11 protein-coding genes are annotated in these 23,239 nt (G+C 49.3%); all 11 read right to left on the reverse strand.

Translation table 11 applies throughout. The features are described 5' to 3' along the window. Window positions 1-120 precede the first annotated feature (120 nt). The 11 genes from AC1DLI_RS00830 to AC1DLI_RS00880 all read right to left on the reverse strand — a co-directional run bounded on the left by AC1DLI_RS00830 (window position 121) and on the right by AC1DLI_RS00880 (window position 23,146). Window positions 121-5,373 carry a LamG-like jellyroll fold domain-containing protein gene (locus AC1DLI_RS00830; protein ID WP_477598882.1) on the reverse strand — a complete coding sequence of 1,751 codons (5,253 nt, stop codon included), beginning with the start codon at window positions 5,371-5,373 and terminating at the stop codon, window positions 121-123. A 57-nt stretch (window positions 5,374-5,430) separates the two neighbouring features. Next, complete coding sequence (locus tag AC1DLI_RS00835) at window positions 5,431-6,471, reverse strand: S-layer homology domain-containing protein (protein ID WP_477598883.1); 1,041 nt, start codon at window positions 6,469-6,471, stop codon at window positions 5,431-5,433. 81 nt (window positions 6,472-6,552) lie between these two features. Beyond that, window positions 6,553-11,748, reverse strand: a complete 5,196-nt coding sequence (locus AC1DLI_RS00840) for an Ig-like domain-containing protein (protein ID WP_477598884.1) — start codon at window positions 11,746-11,748, stop codon at window positions 6,553-6,555. Window positions 11,749-11,881: 133 nt separating this feature from the next. Next, window positions 11,882-12,715: a carbohydrate ABC transporter permease gene (locus AC1DLI_RS00845; RefSeq protein WP_477598885.1), complete on the reverse strand. Its 834-nt coding sequence runs from the start codon at window positions 12,713-12,715 to the stop codon at window positions 11,882-11,884. Then, on the reverse strand, window positions 12,712-13,665 hold the full coding sequence (locus AC1DLI_RS00850; protein WP_477598886.1) for a carbohydrate ABC transporter permease: 954 nt from the start codon (window positions 13,663-13,665) through the stop codon (window positions 12,712-12,714). The genes AC1DLI_RS00845 and AC1DLI_RS00850 overlap by 4 nt, the downstream gene beginning before the upstream one ends. A gap of 79 nt (window positions 13,666-13,744) precedes the next feature. Continuing rightward, the gene (locus AC1DLI_RS00855) at window positions 13,745-15,196 is read right to left on the reverse strand and encodes an ABC transporter substrate-binding protein (RefSeq protein WP_477598887.1); all 1,452 of its coding nucleotides are present in this window, start codon (window positions 15,194-15,196) and stop codon (window positions 13,745-13,747) included. A gap of 377 nt (window positions 15,197-15,573) precedes the next feature. Further along, window positions 15,574-15,849: a YqkE family protein gene (locus tag AC1DLI_RS00860; protein ID WP_477598888.1), complete on the reverse strand. Its 276-nt coding sequence runs from the start codon at window positions 15,847-15,849 to the stop codon at window positions 15,574-15,576. A 97-nt stretch (window positions 15,850-15,946) separates the two neighbouring features. Next, complete coding sequence (locus AC1DLI_RS00865) at window positions 15,947-18,064, reverse strand: methyl-accepting chemotaxis protein (protein WP_477598889.1); 2,118 nt, start codon at window positions 18,062-18,064, stop codon at window positions 15,947-15,949. Window positions 18,065-18,230: 166 nt separating this feature from the next. Then, on the reverse strand, window positions 18,231-19,412 hold the full coding sequence (gene purT, locus AC1DLI_RS00870) for a phosphoribosylglycinamide formyltransferase 2 (RefSeq protein WP_477598890.1): 1,182 nt from the start codon (window positions 19,410-19,412) through the stop codon (window positions 18,231-18,233). Between the two features lie 123 nt (window positions 19,413-19,535). Beyond that, window positions 19,536-21,359 (reverse strand): ABC transporter ATP-binding protein, encoded by a 1,824-nt coding sequence (locus AC1DLI_RS00875; protein ID WP_477598891.1) that lies wholly within the window; start codon window positions 21,357-21,359, stop codon window positions 19,536-19,538. Beyond that, window positions 21,359-23,146, reverse strand: a complete 1,788-nt coding sequence (locus tag AC1DLI_RS00880) for an ABC transporter ATP-binding protein (RefSeq protein ID WP_477598892.1) — start codon at window positions 23,144-23,146, stop codon at window positions 21,359-21,361. The genes AC1DLI_RS00875 and AC1DLI_RS00880 overlap by 1 nt, the downstream gene beginning before the upstream one ends. Between the last annotated feature and the right edge of the window lie 93 nt (window positions 23,147-23,239).

Consider the following 23,239-nt stretch of genomic DNA (forward strand, 5'->3'; position numbering starts at 1 on the left):
AGCTCGTTTCGCGGTGAAATATGAGCAACGTATAAGGTTGAATTTTATACTTTCTTATATTTCTAGTAAAAGGGATGCCTCTTCGGCATCCCTTTCCCTGCTCCCATCGCTGAGGCTCCGTTATCCGTTAATCATTTGCCTTGCCAATGCAGCGAGATCCTCGATGTCGATCTTGCCGTCTTTGTTGAGATCGCCTTTCTGTATGATGCTCCACTGAGGATCATTGGAGGTTTTGCCATAGCTCGCCGATACAATGCCCAAATCGCCGATGCTGATGCGCTCATCCCCGTTCACATCTCCAGGAAGCCCTTTGATGACGGTTGCCTTAAAGGTGCTGAGTGCCGACTGCAGCTCCGCTGTCGCCTGCTCGATTAACTGTGCAGTAGAAGCGCTGTTTTCTGCGACGGTGTTTGCAAGACCGATAGCTGCCTGCAATAGAGCTTTTGCCCCCGCCGGATATTGTCCGGCTTTCGTACCTTCCACGGCTGCATTGTGTATGTCCTGAGCCTCGTTGATCATTGCGAATAAAGCTTCTTTATCGATTGCATTGATCATAATGCTCATTGAAGCTCCCGTTAGGACGGATTCGACGCCTTCGCCGTTCGCGACCTCCAGCTTCGCTACGTTGATGCTTGCAGATGCCTGACCGTCCATGCTCTTTGCTCGGAATCTCAGCTTTAGAAGTTCTCCATTTACGCTCGCATCCGTTTCCCCGATATTGACGAGCATGATGCGCGCCGTTCCCGGTTGCAGATCCTCGCCTACTTTAACAAAATTACTGTTGAGAAGAGGCTCCTTGACACCGATCCACTCCAGCTTATCTGCATCGTAGGTAATGACCATATCTTGGGCAAGCACGGACTGCTCCACCCCTTGCAAAGAAACCGTGACGTCGAACTCTGCTGAAGAAGCAATGGCGCTAGGTCCCGATATCAGTGCCGACCCTTGTGAATCCGACTCCCCCTCGTATAGAGCCTTTATGTCAGCTTCAGACATCGCAACATCATAGATCCGTAAATCATCTAATGCCGCGTTAAGATGGGAGTTCGCATATTCCGACATGCCAATCATTTTACTCTTGGTAGATGATGGCGTGATTGAGACAGGCGTTCCATTCACCGTAAGAGTCTGACTTATGCCGTTTTTGTAGATTGCCCCCTGCTTCGTCGTCGAATCAAATGTAACTGCGATATGAGTCCATTCGCCGAGCGGGAGAAATTCATCCGGACTTTCATTCACATAAAAACCGTTAAAACCGTCCACGATCAAATAGCTGGAGCTGACATCATCCGGATTAGAGCCGTCATAGGTAATGTAAAAGCCATTGCCGTTCCAGCCATCCTTGAACCACAAAATATTGTTGTTGCGCCCATTCATCGTCTCGGTACGTTTAATCCAATATGAAACCGTAATATCCTTTGGCTGCAGCTGCCCGCTGTCGCCCAAATCTACATATTGATTAGTCCCGTTGAATTTCATTGCTCCGCCCTCATGACCGTCATTAATCCACTCGCTGTCATCGCCTTCCACCAAGCCATGATGCCCATTCCCTGATGTATCCCCTACCTCTGTTCCTGTTTGCTCGTCGAAGGTATAATGTGCTACCAGATGCGGGATTGGGGCGGGAGGAGCGTTTACGGTTACGATAACAACTGCTTTCAGGGCCGTACCTTCCACCGTTCCGTTAACGGAAAAACTGCCAGGCTCGGCATATTCAGAAGGAGCTACCGCGTCCCAAGCAACGGATGCCGCAGCAGTACTGCCATTCTCATATGTCACGGTAACAGTCTTAGGCAGCTTAGGCGCAGAGCCTGCAACCGTTGTTGCAGCAGCCGGTTGAACGGCTTCAATAAGCTTGCCGTCATAAAGCGCCTTTACTTGACTATCGCTCATTGCACCGCCGTATATACGGAAAYCATCCAAAGTCGCTTGAAGCTGAGCGCCGTTATTGTAGCCGGATACGCCGATTTTTTTGACATCAGCTGTAGCTGTGATTGAGTCCGGAGTACCTGTAACGGAAATCTCTTGCTTGATGCCGTTTTTGTAAATCGCTGAATCATTCGTATCTGAGTCGAATGTGATGACAACATTCGTCCATTCGTTCAGAGGCAGAAAATCGTTTGGTGGCTGCTTCACATAAAATCCGTTGAAGCCGTCAACAACGACGAAGCTCGAGCTTGGATCTGACGCATCCGTACCGTTATACGTAATGAACAATCCATTTTGGTTGTAGCCGTTCGTCGGCTTGAACCAGAGCAAGACATTTTCCGCGCTGTTCATGTCACTCGTTCGTTTAATCCAATAGGATAACGTCAAGCTGTCAGGCTGCAAGGCTTCGCTTGTTCCGGCATTGATATAATTCCCGCCCGAGCCGGCGAAGGTCAACGCCGCACCTTTCTTGCCGTCCGGCTCTCTCTTTACCGTTCCCTCCAGCCTACCGTTATGTCCATGATAAGTAGAGTCAGACACCGTAGTACCTGACGCTTCATCGAAGCCGTACTTTACGATAAGGGCAGGTATAGCTGCTTGCGGCGGCTCCTCCCCTTGCGTCACGGTGACGTGTCCGTATACGTTAAAAGCTGCATCCGCAACAGTACCTTGAACCGTAAAGGAACCGGGCTGCTCGTATTTAAACGCTCGTACGGGATGCCATTCTACGTTCGCTTGCGAGATCGTTCCGTCGCTGCCCGTAACCTCGATGGTCTCAGGAAGCTGCGGCGCCTGACCCGCTTCCGTTGACACCGCCGCAGTGGCTGCCGCTACGATTCCCGTTCTCGTCTTAAGCCGTAGAATAGAAACGGAATTCGGCGCGCTGTCATACAAGAAGGAGTCTGAAACGTCAGGAAGCACGCTGGTAACGGGCGCTACTTTGTAAGGGTCTGCAAAAGTATTTTGCGAGCTGATGTTATCGGAAGCCAGCACGATCGCCGTCCCGCGCGTTTCAATTCCTGGAACATMCTCAAGGTTTACATTAACCGTCTGCGTGTCAGGAGAGTTATTAACAAGCTTCACTATCATGTCGCCGCTTTCATTGTCCTTGCTCACGACGGAATATAAAGGCGACGTCGCTCCGCTTGAATCGGTAAATTCATGGATTAGCTCACCGTCAATGAAGCATCGAACCTTTGAGCCTGTAAGTTCAATTTTCAGCTGATAGGTTTTGTTTGTCTCCACACGGAACGTCGTATTCACCGAGCTGGCTTCGGTTTTGCTGCCGCCTACCGCCTTCTCCACCAGGGTCCGGGTGTTGCCCCAGCCGCCAATATTCCACCAATAATAATTATCCGTGTCCTTTACGCCGAACCCGATCAGCATGCCTTCATTCCCCGACTTTTTCGTTGCTTTCAAGGTCATCGTATAGTTGTTCCAGTTGACGTCGCCTGCCGAGTTGCGGGCAGGTGTCGCTGTGCTTGACTGCCGCATGACCCCGTCAGTCACCTGCCATGTCCCGCCGCTCGGGTTCCAATTGCTGTTCGTGCCGCTGAAATCATCGCTGAGCAGCGTCTCGCCGTTCGCTGCGGTAACCAATAAGTCATCGTAATCCACCGCGGTGCTCCAGGAGGCGAGCATGACTTTGCCCGTAACTGGCTTCTGCTCCTGTTCTTCGTTTTGCAGCAGCTCGCTGTCCACCACATGATCGCCTACGTTCGCGCTGAACATTTGCTGCACATAGTAGCTTGGTGCGCCAAAGACGTCAGTATTATTGAACCAGATCAAGTCCGGCGTCCACTGCACAAACTTGTCTTTGGCAAACGTCGGCGCATAAGAAGCAAACCGTACCACATCGCCGTTGCGTTCAAGTCCCGTCATGAAGGCCGCTTCCGAGATCGCGCCCTGCAAATTACTAAGCCGGCCCTTATCCCCTGATCCGATATGCGCGGCATATTCGCCAACGAATACTGGGGGATCGTTGCGGTTATAGCTGTCGTACCGCTTCGTATTGCTAAGGAACCAAGCTGGCGGCTGATACATATGCTCATCTACGACTTGCGCTTTACCCGTCTGGCGAGCCCAGCTCCAAGCCGTGCTGAATTCTGTTCCGGAAGCGTACGCACCGGAAGAAAGCATTAAATTAATCGACGGGTATACCGCTTTAATCGCATCATAGAAACGTTGATATCGATCAAAGTAAGCAGATGTCCAATGCTCGTTTCCTAAGCTTAAGTATTTTAACTGGAAAGGCTCGGGATGGCCTGCGGCTGCCCGTTTTGCGCCCCATTCGCTCGTTACCGGCCCGTTCGCATATTCGATTAAATCAAGCGCGTCCTGAATATACGGCTGCAGCTCGGCAAGCGGAACGACGACGCCTGGCGCGAGAAACTGCTCTGCCATGCCAACGTTGATAACCGGGAGCGGCTCCGCTCCCAAATCCTCCGAAAGCAGGAAATACTCATAAAATCCAAGTCCGCCCGTTTGATAGTAATAAGGATCATTGCCGCGGGCAGGGTCGGACCAGAAATTTTTGTTTATCGGGCGCTCCGCAACGTCGCCAATCGTGTTTTTCCAGCGGTAAAAATTATCAACGCTGCGTCCTCCCACAATGGATCCGCCGGGAAAACGAATAAATTTAGGCTTCATATCCACCATCGCCTGAACAAGATCGGCGCGAAGACCGCCCGGACGATTCTTCCACGTATTTTGAGGGAAGAGCGAAACCATGTCTAAATCGACAGAGCCTGCGCCGGTCGTGGTCACGCTTAGCTTCGCAGCGGCCGCTGTCTCGGATGCCGTAAGCGTCGCCGTAAGCTTCTGCCATTCATTCGTTAACCCCTCTATCGTCGCTTCGCCTATGGTTTCGCTGCTCGCGTTTTGCAGACGGATACGCAGCGGCGACTGGAAAGCACCAATGCTGCGCGCGTAGACGGAGAATTCATAGCGGAGTCCCCGCTCGACGGCTATGCCGCCAAAGCCCGAATTTGCAAGCCCGGCGCCTGCGCCCGGCGTTTGTACCGTCAGTCTAGCATAGTGCAGGTTTTTGGCGTTTAACGGCTGCGACGATTCGACGGTCAAATTCGCAGATCCTCCGCCTTCCGTTACTTTCGACCACGCTCTGAGCGAATCTTCAAATTCGAAGGATCGATTTTGGATAAGCTCCGCATAAAGCCCGCCGTCCCCCGCGTAATTGATGTCCTCCAGAAAAATGCCGTTTAATGTCGGGCTTATGGCTGCACCGTCCTGGGCTCCATTTATGTTCAGCTGATAGTCATAGGTTCCCGTTTCCGACAGCTTTGTTTCCGGCTCCTCCTGCACACTCGGAACGAGATCGCTTAGAGTACCTTCGGAGGCCCGCGCCGCTATCGGTGAGAAACCTAATGTTCCGGCAAGCAATACGATTAGCGCACTGGAAACCATTTTTCCGAATCGTCGTTTCATGAGATTACCTTCCTTCTCTTATCTTCCATGACTTGACCATCCACCCCTATCAGAAGACTACTCCTCTGCCTCTACAACCCGCTTATCCAACATGTTCAGCATTAAGGTGACAGCCTCTGCCCGCGTTGCGGATGCGTTCGGCGCGAATCGATTGCCTCCACGGCCTTGAACGAGCGAATTCTCTACCCCAGCTGCAATAGATGGCTCAGCCCATGCAGGAATTTGATCACGATCCGCGAATGTGGTGCGTTGGTCTATATCGATCGTCAAGCCTAATACTCTCGTTAGGATCACAGTCATTTCGGCGCGCGTGATCGGAAGATTTGCTCTGAACGAGCCGTCTTCGTAACCTTTAATAAAACCTTTGTCAGCTGCTGCTAGGGCATACGGCCTTGCCCATGATGGTATATTCGCTGTATCCGAAAAAGCTGTCGTAACCGTATCTGCTGTTTGAATTTCTAATGCTCTGACCAGCATCGCTGTAAACTCCGCGCGCGTAATGCTGCGGCCGGGCTTGAACGTTCCGTCGCCGTAGCCGTTCACGATGCCTAAGCCGACTGCTCTTTCCACATTCGTTCTTGCCCAGTGATTCTCCATGTCGTTAAAATGAGCACTTTCCGCTTTACCGCTGATGCTGCTTATTAATTGGAAAGCAGCCGCAGGCTGGGTCGCCTTAAGCTTGCTGTCCACAAGCTTGGCAGCAGTCAGCTCTATGCTGGCCTTACCTTCGGCCAAAGCTTCAAAGGTAAGCGTACATAAAGTCAATTTCCCATTCTCGCCAGCGATTGCGCCGGTTTTCGTGTGAGCAAATACGATTTTATTGTTTTCGATAATCGGCTTGATCGAGAAGCCTTTAATATCGGACTTCGCTCCGAGCAGCTTCAATCGTTTCGAATCGTAGTTAAACGTCAATTCGTAAGCGTACATATCCGTCAAGCCAGCCCCATCGACAGTCACCGTGATCATTTGTCCGACCAGTTGCTTCTCTTTTGCTAAGCTCATCGTAAATTCTGGAGAGCTCGCAGCACCGGCAGCAGCCGGGAATAGGGAGAAACAAAGCAGCAGCGTTAGCATTGCGGACAGCCATCTCAATTTCATAGGACGTTTCTTCCTCTCCGTAAGTAGGTGGGGAAGGCAGATTCGCCTTCCCCTTGGTTGCCTAAGCTTTCGTATCAACGATTAACCTAGAATAAGTCTGGCAAGTGCTGCAAGATCCTCGATATCGATTTTCCCATCCTTATTCATATCCGCTTTTTTGATTTGCTCCCATTGCGGATGTGCTGACGTTTTGCCATAGGATACCGCTACGATTGCAAGATCGCCAACGCTCACCTTGTCATCGCCGCTCACATCGCCTGGCAGTGCTTTGATGATTGAAGCTTTGAACAATTGCAGTGCGTCATTCAATTGCTGGACGGCCTGCTCGATTTGAGCAGAAGTTACGCCGCTCTTAGCAACAATGGCTTGCGCTGCTTGAATAGCCGCTTGAAGCGCAGCTTTGGAACCGACAGGATACTGGCCAACCTTCGTACCTTCGACTGCTGCATCATGCGCCTGCTGCGCTTCCGTAATAAGTGAGCGGAGCACTGCTTTATTCACACCGTTAATTTGAATGCTATACCCGGCTCCCGCAAGCACCGTCTCCAGCCCCGCTGCATCAGCGGCAGTCGCTTTCATTATCGTGATATTTGCCATTGCTCCGCTATCCGTATCCTTAGCTTTGAACAAAAGCTTAACGAGCGGGCCGTTTACCTCTGAGCCTGCGGCGTTGATTTTTGCGGTGATGAGACGAATTTCTCCATCCTTCTGAGTTTCACCGACGAGGGCGAAATGTTCGTTCAACAGCTCATCCTCTGCGCCAAGCCATTCAAGCTTATCGGCATCAAACGCGATTACAATATCTTCGGCGAAAATCGATTGATCCGCACCGCTAATACCGAGAACGACATCAAAGGCTTCTCCGCCTTCTATTTTCTCCGGTCCGCTGAGAGTCGCGGCTGCCGCGTTCTGCGCTTCCGTAACGGTGACGGTTGCCTCTGCCTTCTTTGTCGTACCTGTAACGGTTCCGTTTACTTTAAAAGAGCCCGGCTGCGCGTAAGCTGCTGGAGCAATCGCGTCCCATGTAACAGACAGATCTGCGCTTGCTCCGCCTTCATAGGTCACGACTACTTTGGCTGGCAGCGTCGGTGCCACGCCGGCTGAAGTTGTAACCTGTACGGCCCCGATTGCTGTCACCGTGCCTCCGGTGACCGAAACGTATGCCTTCACCTTTGTCGTCGAGGCTGAGATAGAGCCCTCTACGATAAACTGGCCGATCTGAGCATAAGACTCCGGTGCAATGGTATCCCAGGTAATGATGCTGCTTACGTTATCCCATGAACCGTCGTTGTATAAAACATCGGCTGCCGAAGGCAGTACCGGAGCCTTGCCCACGGAAGTAACCGCGTTAATATCGGTAATATTGGTCACCTGCACAGCGTTTGTGACCCTGACATATACGGTAGCTTCCGCTTGCAGCGTCGAACCTTCGATGATTCCCGTCACCTTGAACGAGGAGCCTGGATTTTGCAGAAGCTCTGGATCTATAGGGAACCAAGTCACCTTACCAGCTTGTATGGAACCATCAGCGTACGTTTGCTCGATTTTGGCTGGCAATAGCGGCTGCTCGCCAACGAGCGTCGGTACTTTGACAGCTTTCACGCTTACAGGCGGTTCAGCTAACACTTTCCATTCCAAAATTCCTGTCGATGCATTATTGCTGACCATGACGATACGCAGCTTAGTCGTCGTCACGGGTTTGAACTGGACGTTGTTGTAACCGTTTTTGGTTAAGCCGTAAGCTGTAGGCTCAGCCACATCCACAAGCTTAGTGCCGTCCCAATATTGCAGCTTCCAAGAGGTTGGCAGCTTCACGCCACCGCCGTCATCCATCCAAGAGACAGAAGCTTTTCCGATTTTCACCGGGCTGCTCCATGTATATTCCACCCATTGCGTCCCTTGCTGGCTCCAGTTGCCATATCTCGGAATTCCACCTGCGGAAACGCCGTTCGGCGGATTCGAATTTGGCCAATCCAAGCCGTCATTGACCGCAGCAAGTGACTCCCAGCTTGATACGAAGGAGGTTGTCGGCGTCGCGAAGGTCGCCACGTTAATTTCCGATGGCAAAGGATCAACAACGACCGTCAGCTCAGTATCGGACGAGAGCTCGCCGTCGGTTGCTTCAAATTTTAACGTGTAGGTTCCAGCGACCGTAAAGGTTGCGGTTGTGCTTCCTTCCTTCGGATTGGCGAACACGACGTTCCCCGGACCGCTTAGCTTACTCCAGTTCACCGAGACGCTGCCGTCTGGCAATCCGTCATCCACTGCGCTTCCGATTAGCTTTGCTTGCAGCGGCAGCTTCGGTCCGCTATCTTGCGCTGCCGCGACCTCCGGCTTCTCATTAACCGGAACAGGAGGAATAATGCCAGTATGATACACTTGAATTTCTTTTAGCGCCGTTTTGTTCGCTCCCTTATGCGTCATCGTTACCCGCATTTTGCTGGCTGTAACAGCCGGGAACTGTACTTCGTTCAAATTCGCCTGAGGGATCTTCGGCAGCTTATACGGCTTCTGGGCAGGCAGCCACTGCGCACCGTCGAAATATTCGACCTTGTACATGGATGGCTCACTGTAGCCTCCGGAAGCTAAACGATCGTTGTAAAAGTAAAGCTTCACATTATCAAATGCCGTCTGCTGCCCGAAATCAATTTCATACCAATCCGTCGCATTTGGCGAGCCTTTGCTCCCCCAGATCGGCGGCGTGAAGGCAGCTTCACGCGGCTTGGATGTTCCGGATATCGTGAAACCGTCCACCGCGTCGCTAACTTTCGTACCCGCTGCCACAAACGAAGCGGATTGCTTTACTCCTTCTGCTGCGACTAGATTCGGGAAGCCAGCCGTTTCTGGATCTAGGTCGATGCCCGCCTTCTGGAACATGTCTACCATTCTGTCGCCTGTCAGCGCAACATCCTTTGCTTCCTTCATTTGGTCCATTGTACTTTCAAAAATTACCGTTCCGTCGTCGTCCGGGAATTCAACCTTGCCTGTATCCGGGTCCCAGACCAGCTGAACGAGTTTATCCGCCGTGAAAGCACGCTCGCCGTCGATAAATACGGAATAACCCTCAGGAGCAGTACCGTTATGCGTCGTGCCGTCCCCTGGCTTATCCCATACAATCGTCAAATCCTGATCATGGTAGTTCAGATTGTTAACCGTGAAATGATCCCAGCCGATATCTAGCGGCCAAAGCTCGATTTTTTTGTCCAGCCTTGGACGAAAGCCTGCCACGTCCTCGATTAAGGTATAATTGTAATTCCCAAGAATATTGTGATGAATCCAAGAGCGATAATCGATTTTTTGAGTAGCAGGATTCCAGTTCGCCCAGAATTCATTGGCATCCGGATAGCGCGTATCCCCATCGTAATATTGCGCCCAAGCCACCCAATAAAGCAGCTGCTTATACATATCTGCCGTAATGTATTCCGATGGATAATCCCGAAGCGCTTTCGCGAACAAACGGAACGTTACCGTTGAGTTGATGGTCGAAAAATTGTTGGAGCCCGCTTCCCCTTGGGCCGCTGCAGCTGCTTTATCCTTCTGATTCGCCGTGAAAAACGGGAAGATCGGATATTCGGCTGCATCCTGCCATAAGCGGAAAGCCTCCTTGTACGTATCCTCGTTTGGCGGTACGCCTTCGGTAAACGGATAATAATTGTTAATTTCTTTCCACGGATTAAGTTCGTCCGAGCTGATATGGCGGTGCTTGAATACTTGATCTTCTTCGTCCCAAAGCTCTTCCATTATGCCTTCTTGAATGTCCGCAGCTATTGCGCCAAGCTCGGCTTCCTTATCCTCATTACCTAGGAACCCGTACATTTCGGCTGCCGCTTTCGCTCCTCCATAAACGTATGCGCCCTCTGCCCGCTCTTGATTGCCCGATTTCCAGTGAAAAGAGACGGCATCCGCATCGTTTCCAGTTAATGCTCCCCAGTCGTATGCAATGACGCCATTGTTGTTAGTATCGAAGCGATAGAGCTGACCAGCAACGTCCTTCTCCGCATAATGAGCTAAGTTACCGATAATCTCGGGCTGCCCGCCATGAATTTTGTAGCTGTTCCATGCCGCTTCCGATAGGTATTGGGTGTAGTAATTGTTCCAATTGTCCGGCATGCCCGGGTTATCGGTAAAAGCGCCGCCGTTGGAGGTTTCGCCCACCGATACCCAGTTCCCATACGAATACATGGGATTACGCAAATATTGAAGATCCTGAATGTGCATGGGCTGCGTCAATACGATCGCATTATTGTAGCCCAGTACGCCTTCTATTGAGGTAGGAAATTGAAAGTCATTTCCGGGGATGTTGGCATCAAGATAGTTGAAACGGTTCAGCCACCACCGGTAATACGCGATTTTCTTAATGTTTTCATCAGGGACATCGATATACGGTACATTATCCGCCCACCATTTGTTATAATCCTGCGTCTGCTTCGCAAGCGCATCATCATTATTTAGACCTTTGTAGACGTTATACTCCGTCAGCGATTCCGGAATTTCAGTCGTGGTGAATCCCATAACCACATTAGCCTGCAGCGTTGCTCCGGCCGGAATGCTTATCGTCCGAGTAAGCTTGTTATCCGCAGCTGACATCCCGCTGCCGGATATACGCGTCATAATTTTCGTTAGATTTCGGGCGGAATTGACCACACCCGTTAGCTCATCGCCTTCTGCCTTGGATACGAACGAAGGATTAACTGTCATCGTTACCGATTTGGCTTCCGCACTTGTATTTTTGAGGTCAAGCAGCGTTATCGCAACGTTATTATCCGTAATAAATTTGCGCTGCACGACGTTTAATCCTTGCGCATTATGCTCGCTTCTCCAATGGCTAGGCATTTGCAGCCGTTTGCTGACATCCTCCGTTAAAGTCAAGCCACTGAACGTAACCGTATAAGCATTGCCGCCAAGCACATCCTGGTAAGCTGTCCTTCCGGCAAAGCCGATCGTGCCCGGCGTGTGCTCCTTCATATACAAGGCTCTGCCGCGGGTCATTAAATCTACCCCGCGAGCCTCTCTGGCAGGATCGTTGCCGGGACGCGCCAACAACCGATCCATCCAGAAATCAGTACCGTTTTTCTCCATATCGTAGATGGCTTGCATCATGCTTTGTTCAGGTGAATAGGCTGCTGGCTCCTGCGGAATAACGGTGCCCGAGCTTTTAAAGACGGGCATTCCAGGATTATTGGCCGCTGATGCGAGCGGTGGGATGCTCCCGAAGACAAGCGCAAGTCCCAAGGCGAGGGAAACGGTTCGCTTTATCCTTTTTTTCGATCGTGACATGATAGAATCTCCTCCAATAGTTTTTATAATTTCCAAACAAGCATAGATGAAAGCGCTTACTTTATAATGCGAATCCTATCTGCTTGCAGCTAGCAGCATGACAAGCGTGAGCGTTATGCGTTTTTTGACGTCATTATCCTTTAATGCCGGTCATCGCAATTCCTTCAATGAAATGCCGCTGCGCGATGAAGAAGATAACTAGCGATGGGATGACAATGACGGCGGTGGCTGCCATCATGAGATGCCACTGTGCCGAATAAGAGCCTTGGAACAGTGTAAGTCCTTGCATGAGCGTATAATTTTTCTCCGAGGTGATAAAGGCTAACGGCCCGAGATAGTCATTCCAATTGGCGAGAAACGTCAACAAACCTACGACAATCATGGCTTGCTTCGCTACCGGCAAAATGATCTGCCAATAAATACGGAAATGTCCGGCACCGTCAACCTTAGCCGCTTCATCCAGGTCTCTCGGAATACTGAGAAAAAACTGGCGAAGCAAAAAGATATTAAACACGCCGCCTCCGAACCAAGATGGCGCAATAAGCGGTACGAACGTGTCCGTCAGATGCAGCGCATTCCAGAAAACAAACTGCGGAATCATGACCACGAAGAACGGAATCATTAAACCAGACAGAATAAAACCGAACACCTTATCTCTGCCCTTCCAATCGATCCGAGAGAAGCTGTATGCGCAAATCGAGCTTGAAAGCAGCACGCCTACGACAGCGGATCCGGTTACAATCGTGCTGTTAACGAAAAACCGCTCGAATGGATAAGCTTCAAGAGCCGTTTTGTAATTTTCCCAGCTGAGTGATTCTGGAAAAATAGTCGGCGGCATCTGATAAAGATCACCCATTCCGATCAACGAAGTACGAAGCATCCAAAATATCGGAAATAAACAAAACACGGTACCCGCGAGCAGCAATGCGTAAATGACGCAGCGCTGCAGAACAGGAAGCTTTCTCATCTCTTCCCCCCCTTTCCTTCGTAATAGACAAATGATTTGGAGAAGAAGAAAATGATCGCGGTAAATAATACGATAACGATAAACAGCAGAACCGAAATTGCGCTTGCGCTCCCCATTCGGGAAGATTTGAAGCCTTCATTAAACAAGTAAAGCACATAAAACAAGCTTGAATTGTTCGGTCCCCCCTGCGTCATGACAGCTGGCTGGACAAAGGTCTGAAAGCCGTTAATAAAGGCAATGACCGTATTGAAGAAAATAATAGGAGAACTCATCGGGATCGTGATGTATATGAGCTTATGAAATGCATTTCCGCCATCAATGTCGATGGCTTCATAGAGATGAGAGGGAATGCCTTGCAAGCCTGCCAAAAAAATAACAATCGTGTTCCCCAGTGTCCAGAAGCTGAACAAAATAAGCGTCGGCACTACGGATGTCGTATCGCCCAGCCATTTCGAGGATGGCAAATGAACCGAATCCAGCGCATAATTGACGATACCGAAATCCGGCTGGAGCAGCCACATCCATACCATCGACGAGGCAGCGAGCGGAATGATGACCGGCAAATAAAATACGCTGCGGAAAAATCCTCTGGCCACGATTTTCTGGTTAAGCAAGATCGCTACAAAGAAAGATAGAATTATGCCAAGGGGTACGCTCAGCCCCACATAATAGAGGGTTGCCTTTACTGCCGGATAGAAAAAAGGATCGGCTCCCTCGAATAAATGGACGTAATTATCGAACCCCAGCCATTTCGGCGTCGTTCCAACGCTGTACGAGGTGAAGCTAAGGTACAGCGTTGCCACAATCGGTACGATGACGAAAATGAGATAGCCCAGCAATACAGGTGACGCGAAAAGTATGCCGTAGCCGAACTCCTTGGATGAACGCTTTTTTCTGCCGGCACGCTCCTGCACGATCGAGCGTTCCCGGAAGCCCGCTATTGATTTCATAGTTGCTCTCTCCAAACTTTTGTTAGGTTAGGGCAACCGGCATTGCTGGTCGCCCGGATAGAAATTCTCCTCCTCTAGCTTATGGGCTTACATCGTATCTCCCTTGAATTTCCGGCTGCACCTTCGCTTCGATTTCTTTCATGGCTTCTGCGGCTGTTTTCCTGCCAAGCCATACTTCATCCATACCAGAGAACGTAATGGCGTTCACCTTGGAGAAGTTTTTAATATAGTAGGATCCATTAGGCACGCCGTTGTTCAGCAAATTGTTCATCATCGCATCCTTGAAGCCGGCTGGATGCGCCGGGTTATTCTCTGCCCATTTGGCAATAAGCTCCGGCTCGGTATACCATTTCGTCATGGTCGGCATCCATAATCCGCCGCTGTACAGGTCAAGAGAGCCTTCCGGGTTTTCCAAAAACTTCGTTAACAGCCAGGCTTCATCCAGATGCTTGCTGGATTTGTAAATGACGGAGGCTCCGCTGATGCCCATTGGAACGGAACGGCTCATTTTCGGAAGAACGCCGATATCGTAGTTAACTTTGGCTGCTCCAAGATCAAGGTTGATCCATTGTCCGTGCATAGACATGGCAACTAGCTTGGATTGCAGCGCGACCGCTTGCGACGGAATCGATTTCATTTGCACCGGCGAAGGCGCAACATGATGAACATTGATCAGATCAGCAAGTCTTTGAATCGCTTCCGTTGCTTGCGGCTCACTAAACCCAAACTTGCCGTCCTTCGTTATCCATTCACCCTCATTGTTAATGACGGTTGCGTGGATCGGTCCATGCCATGTTTCGAACGACACGCCGTACTGCTTGATATTATTCGGATCAAAGCCTTCTTCCGAAGCATTCTTGCCGTTTTTGTCCAGCGTTAGCTTTTTGGCCACTTCGACGAATTGATCCCAGTCCCAAGCTTCCTCCGGTTTGGACGGCGGATAGGCTTGTTTTGCCGTTTCGAAGAGGTCTTTATTATAAAACAGTCCGAACGTCTCCCCAGCTGTGCTGATTCCATAAGCGAAGTCCTCGGAAGACTTGAACCAAATATAATCCAAGAAATCTTCTCGCTTCAATTCGTCGTCTTTGTCCAGCAGCTCGAACATATTAACGAATTTGCCTTCCTTCTGCCACGGATCCGCCAGCTCCCCATGCATATAGCCAAGATCCGGGGAGTCATTCCCCGCTACCATTGCGGTGATCTTCGCATCGTAATCCGCCTCCGGGATATGAATCGCGTCAACCGTAATCCAAGGATATTTTTCTGTAAACTTTTTCGTAGCCTGCTCAATTGCCGTTTTCTCTTGCGGGCTTCCCCAGAATGTGAATTTCAGTTTAACCGGTTCTTTCGTATCATCTGCTTGTACATTTGCCGGTTCATTCTTGTTGTTCTCGGGGCTTGTTGTTTTTTCGGTTTGCGAAGGCTCTGCCGCGTTTTCCTTGTTAGAGCCGACCGAGCATCCAGCAAGCAGAGTTGCCAGCATAAAAATGGCCAGAATAAGGACGGATAACGTCTTACTATTTTGTTTCATGGTATACCTCCCTTGTAATATCGAGCGTCTTTAATGTTTTGTTCCTGATTTCAATACTAATGAATACGGTTACAGTTTAATATTCGAAATTTTTTGTAATAGTGGACTATCTAAACAACCTTCTTCATCATGCTGCTGGACATGCCATTTAAAGCCTTATTATGAGGATTAGATCTTCTCCAGTAAAGGAGCTTTTACACCTAAAAACAAGCGTAAACAGCTGTCGCCGTACTCTGTGGCAAAAGCAGTCGTTTCGCGGAGATATATAAGCACATTTATATGTGAAAACATATAAATTCTTATATATATAAAAAAGCACCCGAAGGTGCTTTTCATGAGCTTATTGGCATGCATGGATAAAAACAACCATGTATTTGCTATTTATGCTTAGACCAATTCGGATCGCTATTCTCAAGCAAATACGAGAAATCATTTTCTAAGCGCTTTTGTTCCTGCTTTTTCTTTTCTTCCTCCTGCTTGCGCAGCTCTTCCTTCCGCGCGGCTTCCGTCTGCTTCATCTCATCCGCTTGCGCTTTCAGCTTGTTAAGCATTTCGCTGCTCAATAAATCCTTGAGCGTCAAACCGTTATCCGACTCCGCTTTCGGAGCTGATTTCGACATCGGTGAAGAGATTTTCTTTTGTTTCTTACCCACCGAGTAAACACCTGCCTTTAATGATCAGAGAGCACTCCAACCGTATGATTATGCTTTCCAGCAATTAAAATGATCGTTAATTATAATAGCCTGCTTTTCATTCACTTGCAAGTACGAAACGGCTTAAATCCTCCTGCAATTGCCGGGACATTATACTCAGCGCTTCCGCGGAGGTTTGAATTTCCTCCATAGAGGCCAGCTGCTGTTCTGTTGCCGCTGCCATGGTTTCCGCATCATCTGATGTTTTATGCGACACGCTTGCAACCTCGCCGATAGCTGCCGTAACCTGCTCCATTCCAGCCGAGATCTGTTCAGAGGCAGCCGAAACCTCCTGAACCTGATCACTCATCTGTCTAATGTCTATCAAAATGCTGCTCATTGTTTGCTGCGTACGCCCAATCGCTTGAAGTCCCGTGTCTGTTTCCTCGCGCATGGCATCCATCGCAAGCACGGTTTCATCAACTTGCATCCGAACTGACGACAGCAAATGAGATATAGAGTCCACTGAATGAGCCGTTTGCTCCGCAAGCTTGCCTACCTCAGAGGCTACAACACTGAATCCGCGCCCATGCTCTCCGGCTCTTGCTGCTTCAATATTCGCATTAAGCGCAAGCAGCTGCGTTTGTTTAGCGATCGACATGACCGTCACAACAATTTGACCAATTTGGACGGAATGCTCGTTAAGCTTCGCGACGATTTGTGCGGATTCCACCTGCGTGCTCTTAATGCTGTTCATTTGCAGGGCAGTCTCTTCCAACTGCTCATCTCCAAGCCGCAGTTTCTCGTTTGCCTTCGCCGCGGCATCAGCTGCCTCAGAGGCTGCCTCTGCGATTCGCGTAATCCCGATTGCCATCTCATTCATTGCGGTTGCCGTTTCGTTAGTCGAAAAGCTTTGCAGCTCCGTCCCGCTGGAGACGCTTTGAATCGCGGTCGCGATAAGCTTCATTGCAGAAGTTGACTCATGCGATATATCCATTAATTGACTGGAGGATGCCGCTGCTTTCTCTGAGATGCGTTGATTGCGCCGCAGCAGCTCATTCAGCGAATGCAGCATTTCATTGAAAGCATGACCCGCCTGCTGCAGTTCATCTCTCGTATTTAATTGAAGCTCATACGATAAATCCCCCATTGACATTTCCTGCGCGCGTTTTTTTAGCGCATTGACCGTATTTATGACATTTCGATAAAAACCTGCATAAAACAAGGCTGCAAGCAGCAATGACAACAGCGTCACGGCAAGAATGAAATTTCGGCTATGATTCAGCTCCCCTTTGCGTGCCGATAATATTCGATCCAGCTCATCATTAACGCGGGTAAACATTTGATTGAGTACGCCTATAGTCGCCGTCCCCTCAGCAAAAAAATCTTCACCACTCTTTTTAATCGCGGAAGCTTCTATAATTTCCGTGTTTACGAGTGTTTGAAACTTGTTGGTTGCTTCAATCGATTGCTCTCCGGTTAACCGTATTTCCTTGTTAAGCTCCGTGTCCAATGCTGTGACAATAGCAAGTGATTTATTGAGATCTTTGAAGGCAGCATCCATTTTGGCCATTTCAAGCAGCAAATTAATTTTCATTTCCTCTGACAGCTGCTTGGATACGAGTACACCGTTGCCTTGTCCGCGAATAACCGCTGTATTCTCCATTAACACGGGGAGCTGCTGAACGAGCATAATCATTAAATAAAAAGAATCCATTTCTGTATCGAGGGACAAGCCCGATTCGTCTGAATAGCTTACGATCAGCTCTTCTACTTGATCGATTAATGAAGAATGCTTGTCAAAGCTATCCTTGGGCGTCAACGTACGGAAGTTTCCCGCAAGTTGATTCCAATCCGATTTGAGCGATGTCCATTTTTGATAGGAATCCGGGAATTCTTGCAGGCGCTCCGACTTCTCCATCAAAGCTAAAAGTTCGGTTATCTCTTGCTCTTTCTTATCTAATTCTGATATGGACTGCGCATTACCGTTTAAATAACCATTTGCCAATCCCCGGTGCTGCTGAACCAGCAGCATGAACGGCATGACTTCATTGATTTGCGAAGCGCCTATCCGCTCCTTTTCAATAAAGGCTAGCTCTTGCTGCTGCTCGCTCAGCCATATGACAAGCAGCATTGCAATCGGAATAGCCATCAACAAACTAACGAAAGCAAACTTTTGTCCATAACGAAGCCTCGACATAAAAGCTGAAAACGGACGTAATACATATACAAACATAATTTCCCCCACCTTATCCTTATTCTCTGGTCTACTTCTTATATCGGTCGGAGATACGAGACTCTTTATGTTCATGTCAGGTTATATGACATAATGTGAAAAAAACATAAAAAAAATCGTTTCCAAGGCATTATCCCCTTGAAAACGATCTAATTTTTGCGAATTATTATTTGCCGTATTCGATATAAAGCGCCTCGGCAGCCGTACGAGCCAGATCACGTGCCTGCTCGACGTCAGATGCAGAGCTAAGAGCAACGGCCATGCGTCTTCCTACCTTTGTCTCTGGCTTACCGAATAATCGAACCTGTGTATTCGGAACAGACAACGCTTCTTCAATTCCGCCGATGCGGAAATCGGTGGACTTTCTGTCTGCTTTTAAGGTGCGTGAAGCACCTGGTGTCAGCAAGCGGATCGTTGGAATTGGAAAACCTAGTATTGCTCTCACATGAAGTGCAAATTCAGATAGATCCTGTGTCGCCATCGTGACCATTCCCGTATCATGCGGACGAGGCGACACTTCGCTGAACAACACGCCATCCTTTGTTATGAACAGCTCAACCCCATATAGGCCATAACCTCCGAGCTCGTCTGTAATACGCAGTGCAATGGCCTCCGCTTGCGCGATTTGCTCCTCCGTCATTTCATGAGGCTGCCAGGATTCAATATAATCGCCATCCTTCTGAACATGGCCAATTGGCGGGCAATAGCTTGTCCCTGAGACCGAACGAACGGTCAGCAATGTAATTTCGGATTCGAACGTAACGAAGCCTTCTACGATAATTCGCTGCTTCTTCGCACGTCCACCTTCCATTGCATAGCTCCAGCATGCTTCAAGCTCTGCTTCAGAACGGCATACGCTTTGCCCTTTGCCCGATGAACTCATAATCGGCTTGATGACGCATGGAAATCCAAGCGCTTCCGCGGCAAGCCGCAATTCGTCAAGCGTATCGGCAAAACGATAAGGCGCCGTCGGGAGCTCTAACGTTTCCGCAGCCAAACGGCGTATGCCTTCACGGTCCATCGTGAGCCAAGCTGCTCTCGCCGTCGGGATGACGCGATGTCCTTCCTTCTCAAGCTCCAGCAGCGTTTCCGTTGCAATCGCTTCGATCTCCGGAACGATATAATCCGGTTTCTCCAACTCGATAATGCGGCGCAGCTCAGCGCCGTTCAGCATATCGGTTGTATAGCTGCGATGCGCGGCCTGCATGGCAGGCGCATGCTCATAGCGGTCAACGGCAATCGTCTCGATGCCTAGACGCTGTGCCTCTATTACAACCTCTTTCCCAAGTTCGCCTGAGCCTAGCAGCAGCAATTTACGGGCATTCGTTGTTAAGGGTGATCCATACATAAAGAAAAAGAACCTCCTGGAAGCAAATCGAATCGTTTACCCAAGCCATGATCGGCTTGGGCAAACGCCTCGGTTCGTTTTTTCTTCCATTGTGGAGGTTCCTTGATGAAAAATCAACCATTTTTACAGAAAACGATACTGCGCCTCGATTAATCCATTATAAACGCCGCGTTTGTTTATAAGCGTTTCATGATTGCCTTGCTCAACGATTCGACCATGATCAAGCACGATAATTTCATCCGCATGACGGATCGTCGACAAACGGTGGGCAATCATAAACGACGTGCGTCCTGCAAGCAGCGCTTTAAGCGCCTCTTGGATTTTTAGCTCCGTCTCTGTATCGATGCTTGCCGTCGCTTCATCCAAAATCAAGATTTGCGGGTCAGCCAGCAAAGCCCTTGCAAACGAGAGCAGCTGACGTTGTCCCATCGAAAGTACGTTACCGCGCTCTTCAACCTGGGTATCGTACCCGTCAGGCAACCCCATAATGAAATCATGCGCATTTACGGCTTGAGCTGCTTTCACCACTTCATCGTCCGTTGCGTTCAATCGGCCATAGCGGATATTGTCACGAATCGTGCCTGCAAATATAAACGTATCCTGCAGAACGATCCCTACCTGCGAACGCAGGCTCTCAATCGTTACGTCGCGAATATCGATACCATCGATCAGCACGCGGCCTTCAACGGGGTCATAAAAGCGGCAGAGCAGGTTGATGATCGTACTTTTTCCTGATCCGGTGTGGCCAACGAGCGCGATAGACTGACCCTCTTTCACATCAATCGTCACGTTCTTAAGCGCCGGCCTTCCCTTCTCATACTCGAACACAATGTGATCAAACTTAACTGCGCCTTTAATTTTAGGCAGCGGCTTCGCCTGCGTTAATTCGGCAACCGTCGGCTCTTCGTCAATAAATTCAAAGATTCGTTCCGATGATGCCATAGCGATAAGGAGCTGGGAATACATTTGTCCGAGACGGTTGATCGGGTCCCAAAAGTTACCGATATAGTTGGCGTATCCGACTAGCAAACCTACTGTAATCGCGCCGACTTGAATGAGATGAGCGCCGTACCAGAATAGAATAAAGGTTCCGATTGCGGAGGTAATCTCAATGACGGGTCCAAATGCTTGGTTCATCGCCGACGCTTTGTTCCATGATTTTACGTTGATCGTATTCATATGGTCAAAGAAACTCATGTTATCTTTTTCTTGCACATAAGCCTGCGTAACCTTCATCCCTTGAATACTTTCATTCAAATGGGAATTGATTCGCGACTGCTTAATCCGAACGTCCTGCCAAGCGAAACGAATTCTTTTGCGCAAGGTCGTTGAGACGAGGAACATAAGCGGAACGGTTATCATCACGGCTATGCCGAGTTTGAAGTTCCAAACGAGCAGGATGATTACGATACCGAACAGCTGAACGCAGTCCATCAAAAGGTTGACGACCCCGTTMGTAAATAAATCCTGCAGCGCATTAACATCGTTTGTTACGCGGACAAGCACGGAACCCGCCGGCCGCTTATCGTAGAAGCGGAAGCTGAGCTTTTGAATATGCTGGAACAAATGATTCCTTAAATCATAGATCACCTTTTGTCCGATAATATTCGTATATTTGATTCGGTACGTATTGGATGCCCATTGGATAATATACAATAAAAGCATGACGCCCGCGATGATAAGCAGCTTAGGTACGCTCGTTGCTCCATTCGCCGGAGCAATTGCTTCATCGATCGCCAGAATGACAAGCGCCGGTACGCCTAGACGCGTCATGGTACCCAAAATCATCATAAAAATTACCGGCATTAATTGCTTCGTATAAGGCTTCATGTACATGAACAATCTGCGCAGCTGTCCCCAGTTAAAGGGCTTTTCGATCAATTCATCGTCTTGATAAATGAAGCGTTCGTTTTTGTTGCTAACCTTTGCTTTGGCACTCGTGCTCATTATACGGTACTCCCTTTCCGATCATGCGCCCCCGCAGTCAATGTTGTATCATCAAGCGGATAATCAGCATATTGAATGTTGTAAGTATCCCGATAAGGGCCTTGCTGAGCTATTAATTTCGCATGGGTGCCCCGCTGCACGATATGGCCTTTATCCAGGACGATAATTTCATCGGCATGTCGGAGCGAAGAAATCCGGTGAGCAATAATGAAGGTTGTTCGCCCAGCCATCAGTTCCTTAAAGCCCGCTTGAATTTCATGCTCGGTTTCCATGTCAACGGCGCTGGTCGCGTCATCCAAGATGAGAATGCGCGGATTTTTAATGAGTGCTCTCGCGATTGCGATCCGCTGCTTCTGTCCGCCGGATAAGCCCATGCCTCTTTCGCCGACGATCGTATCGTAGCCAAGCGGCAGCTCCATGATAAATTCATGCGCCTTGGCAAGCTTTGCAGCGTATTCGATTTGTTCCGGTGTTACGTCGCGCACGCCGTATGCGATATTGTCTTTAATCGACGCCGAGAACAAGAACGTTTCTTGGAATACCGGTGCAATCAAACGGCGAAGGCTGGCAACATCCAAGTTGCGGATGTCAATGCCATCCAGTGTGATCGTTCCGTTTTTTACATTGTAAGCTCTCATCAGCAGCTGAATGATCGTCGATTTACCAGAGCCGGTTGCTCCCAGAAACCCGATAACGGAGCCTGCTGGCGCATCGATGACCAAATCCGTCACGGCCGGCGATTTATCCGGATAGCTGAACGTAACATGATCAAAGCGTACATGCCCTTTCACGGAATCATTGCTGACCTCAATCGCATGCTCCGTGTTTTTGACGTGGACATGTTCATTCAACAGTCCAAGCACGCGCTCGCCTGAAGCTTTAAACTGCGTGTAGTTGTTGATATGAAATCCAAGTCCCCACATCGGACCGATAATGTACCAAATCAAGCTGAAGAATGCGACGAATTCGCCAAGCTTAAGCGAACCGTTAATAACGAGAATACCACCGGTGACGAGCAGGATGACAGCGCTTAAGTTAGCGACAAGCTCCATGACTGGGAAAAATTTGGCCCAAATCTTTGCTGCGCCGACTTGGTTCGTTTGATACGCTTCGCTTCGCACCGAAAATTTGGTTACCTCATGCGATTCTCTAGCAAAGGATTTGACCGTGCGTACACCGGTTATGTTCTCTTGAACCGCTGTGGTAAGATTACTCATCGCCTGACGCATTTCACGGAATGCGGGATGAATATTGCGCTCGAAGCGAATGGCCGCAAAGCCGAGCAGCGGGATGGTTACCAGCGTAATCAGCGTTAGCTGCCAATGGATCGAAAGCATCATGGCGCCGCCGAAAACAATCATCAGTACCATGTTCAAAATTTGAGCAAAACCGAAGCCGATAAAGTTCCGGATCGCTTCAAGATCCGCTGTCAGACGTGACATGAGGTCACCCGTCTTCGCCTTGTCATAATATTGAAACGACAGTGTTTGCAGCTTGTCATACAAAGCGTTCCGCAAGCGGAATGCCACTCGGTTTCCGAGTCGACCGCCAAAAAATCCATGTAGAAACTGCATACAGCCTTTAAATGAAACGACTCCAACCACCGTAAACGCAAGCGCAGGTACCAATTCGAATTTCTGTGGCGTGATCACATCATCAATAAGGTAACGCAGCAAATTCGGATAGACAAGTCCGAGCGCCGTAGCGCACATTAAGCATAATATGGAAGAGAACAAAAACTTTCGTTCCGCCCAATAGAATGCTTTCAACTGCCTTAAAACGTCCAAGTAAATCCATCTCCCCGTATCTATTTTGTAAGCATGAGTGAATATTATCAGCATCGTGAAATGCGAGCAAACAGTATAAATATTCATATAGGA

The organism is Paenibacillus sp. 01T443 (assembly GCF_056398325.1).

What these genes read in the sequence shown, in the direction of transcription:
- AC1DLI_RS00835 (WP_477598883.1), bottom strand. Translation starts at nt 6,471, where the DNA reads ATGAAATTGAGATGGCTGTCCGCAATGCTAACGCTGCTGCTTTGTTTC.
- AC1DLI_RS00840 (WP_477598884.1), bottom strand. Translation starts at nt 11,748, where the DNA reads ATGTCACGATCGAAAAAAAGGATAAAGCGAACCGTTTCCCTCGCCTTG.
- AC1DLI_RS00845 (WP_477598885.1), bottom strand. Translation starts at nt 12,715, where the DNA reads ATGAGAAAGCTTCCTGTTCTGCAGCGCTGCGTCATTTACGCATTGCTG.
- AC1DLI_RS00850 (WP_477598886.1), bottom strand. Translation starts at nt 13,665, where the DNA reads ATGAAATCAATAGCGGGCTTCCGGGAACGCTCGATCGTGCAGGAGCGT.
- AC1DLI_RS00855 (WP_477598887.1), bottom strand. Translation starts at nt 15,196, where the DNA reads ATGAAACAAAATAGTAAGACGTTATCCGTCCTTATTCTGGCCATTTTT.
- AC1DLI_RS00865 (WP_477598889.1), bottom strand. Translation starts at nt 18,064, where the DNA reads ATGTTTGTATATGTATTACGTCCGTTTTCAGCTTTTATGTCGAGGCTT.
- purT (WP_477598890.1), bottom strand. Translation starts at nt 19,412, where the DNA reads ATGTATGGATCACCCTTAACAACGAATGCCCGTAAATTGCTGCTGCTA.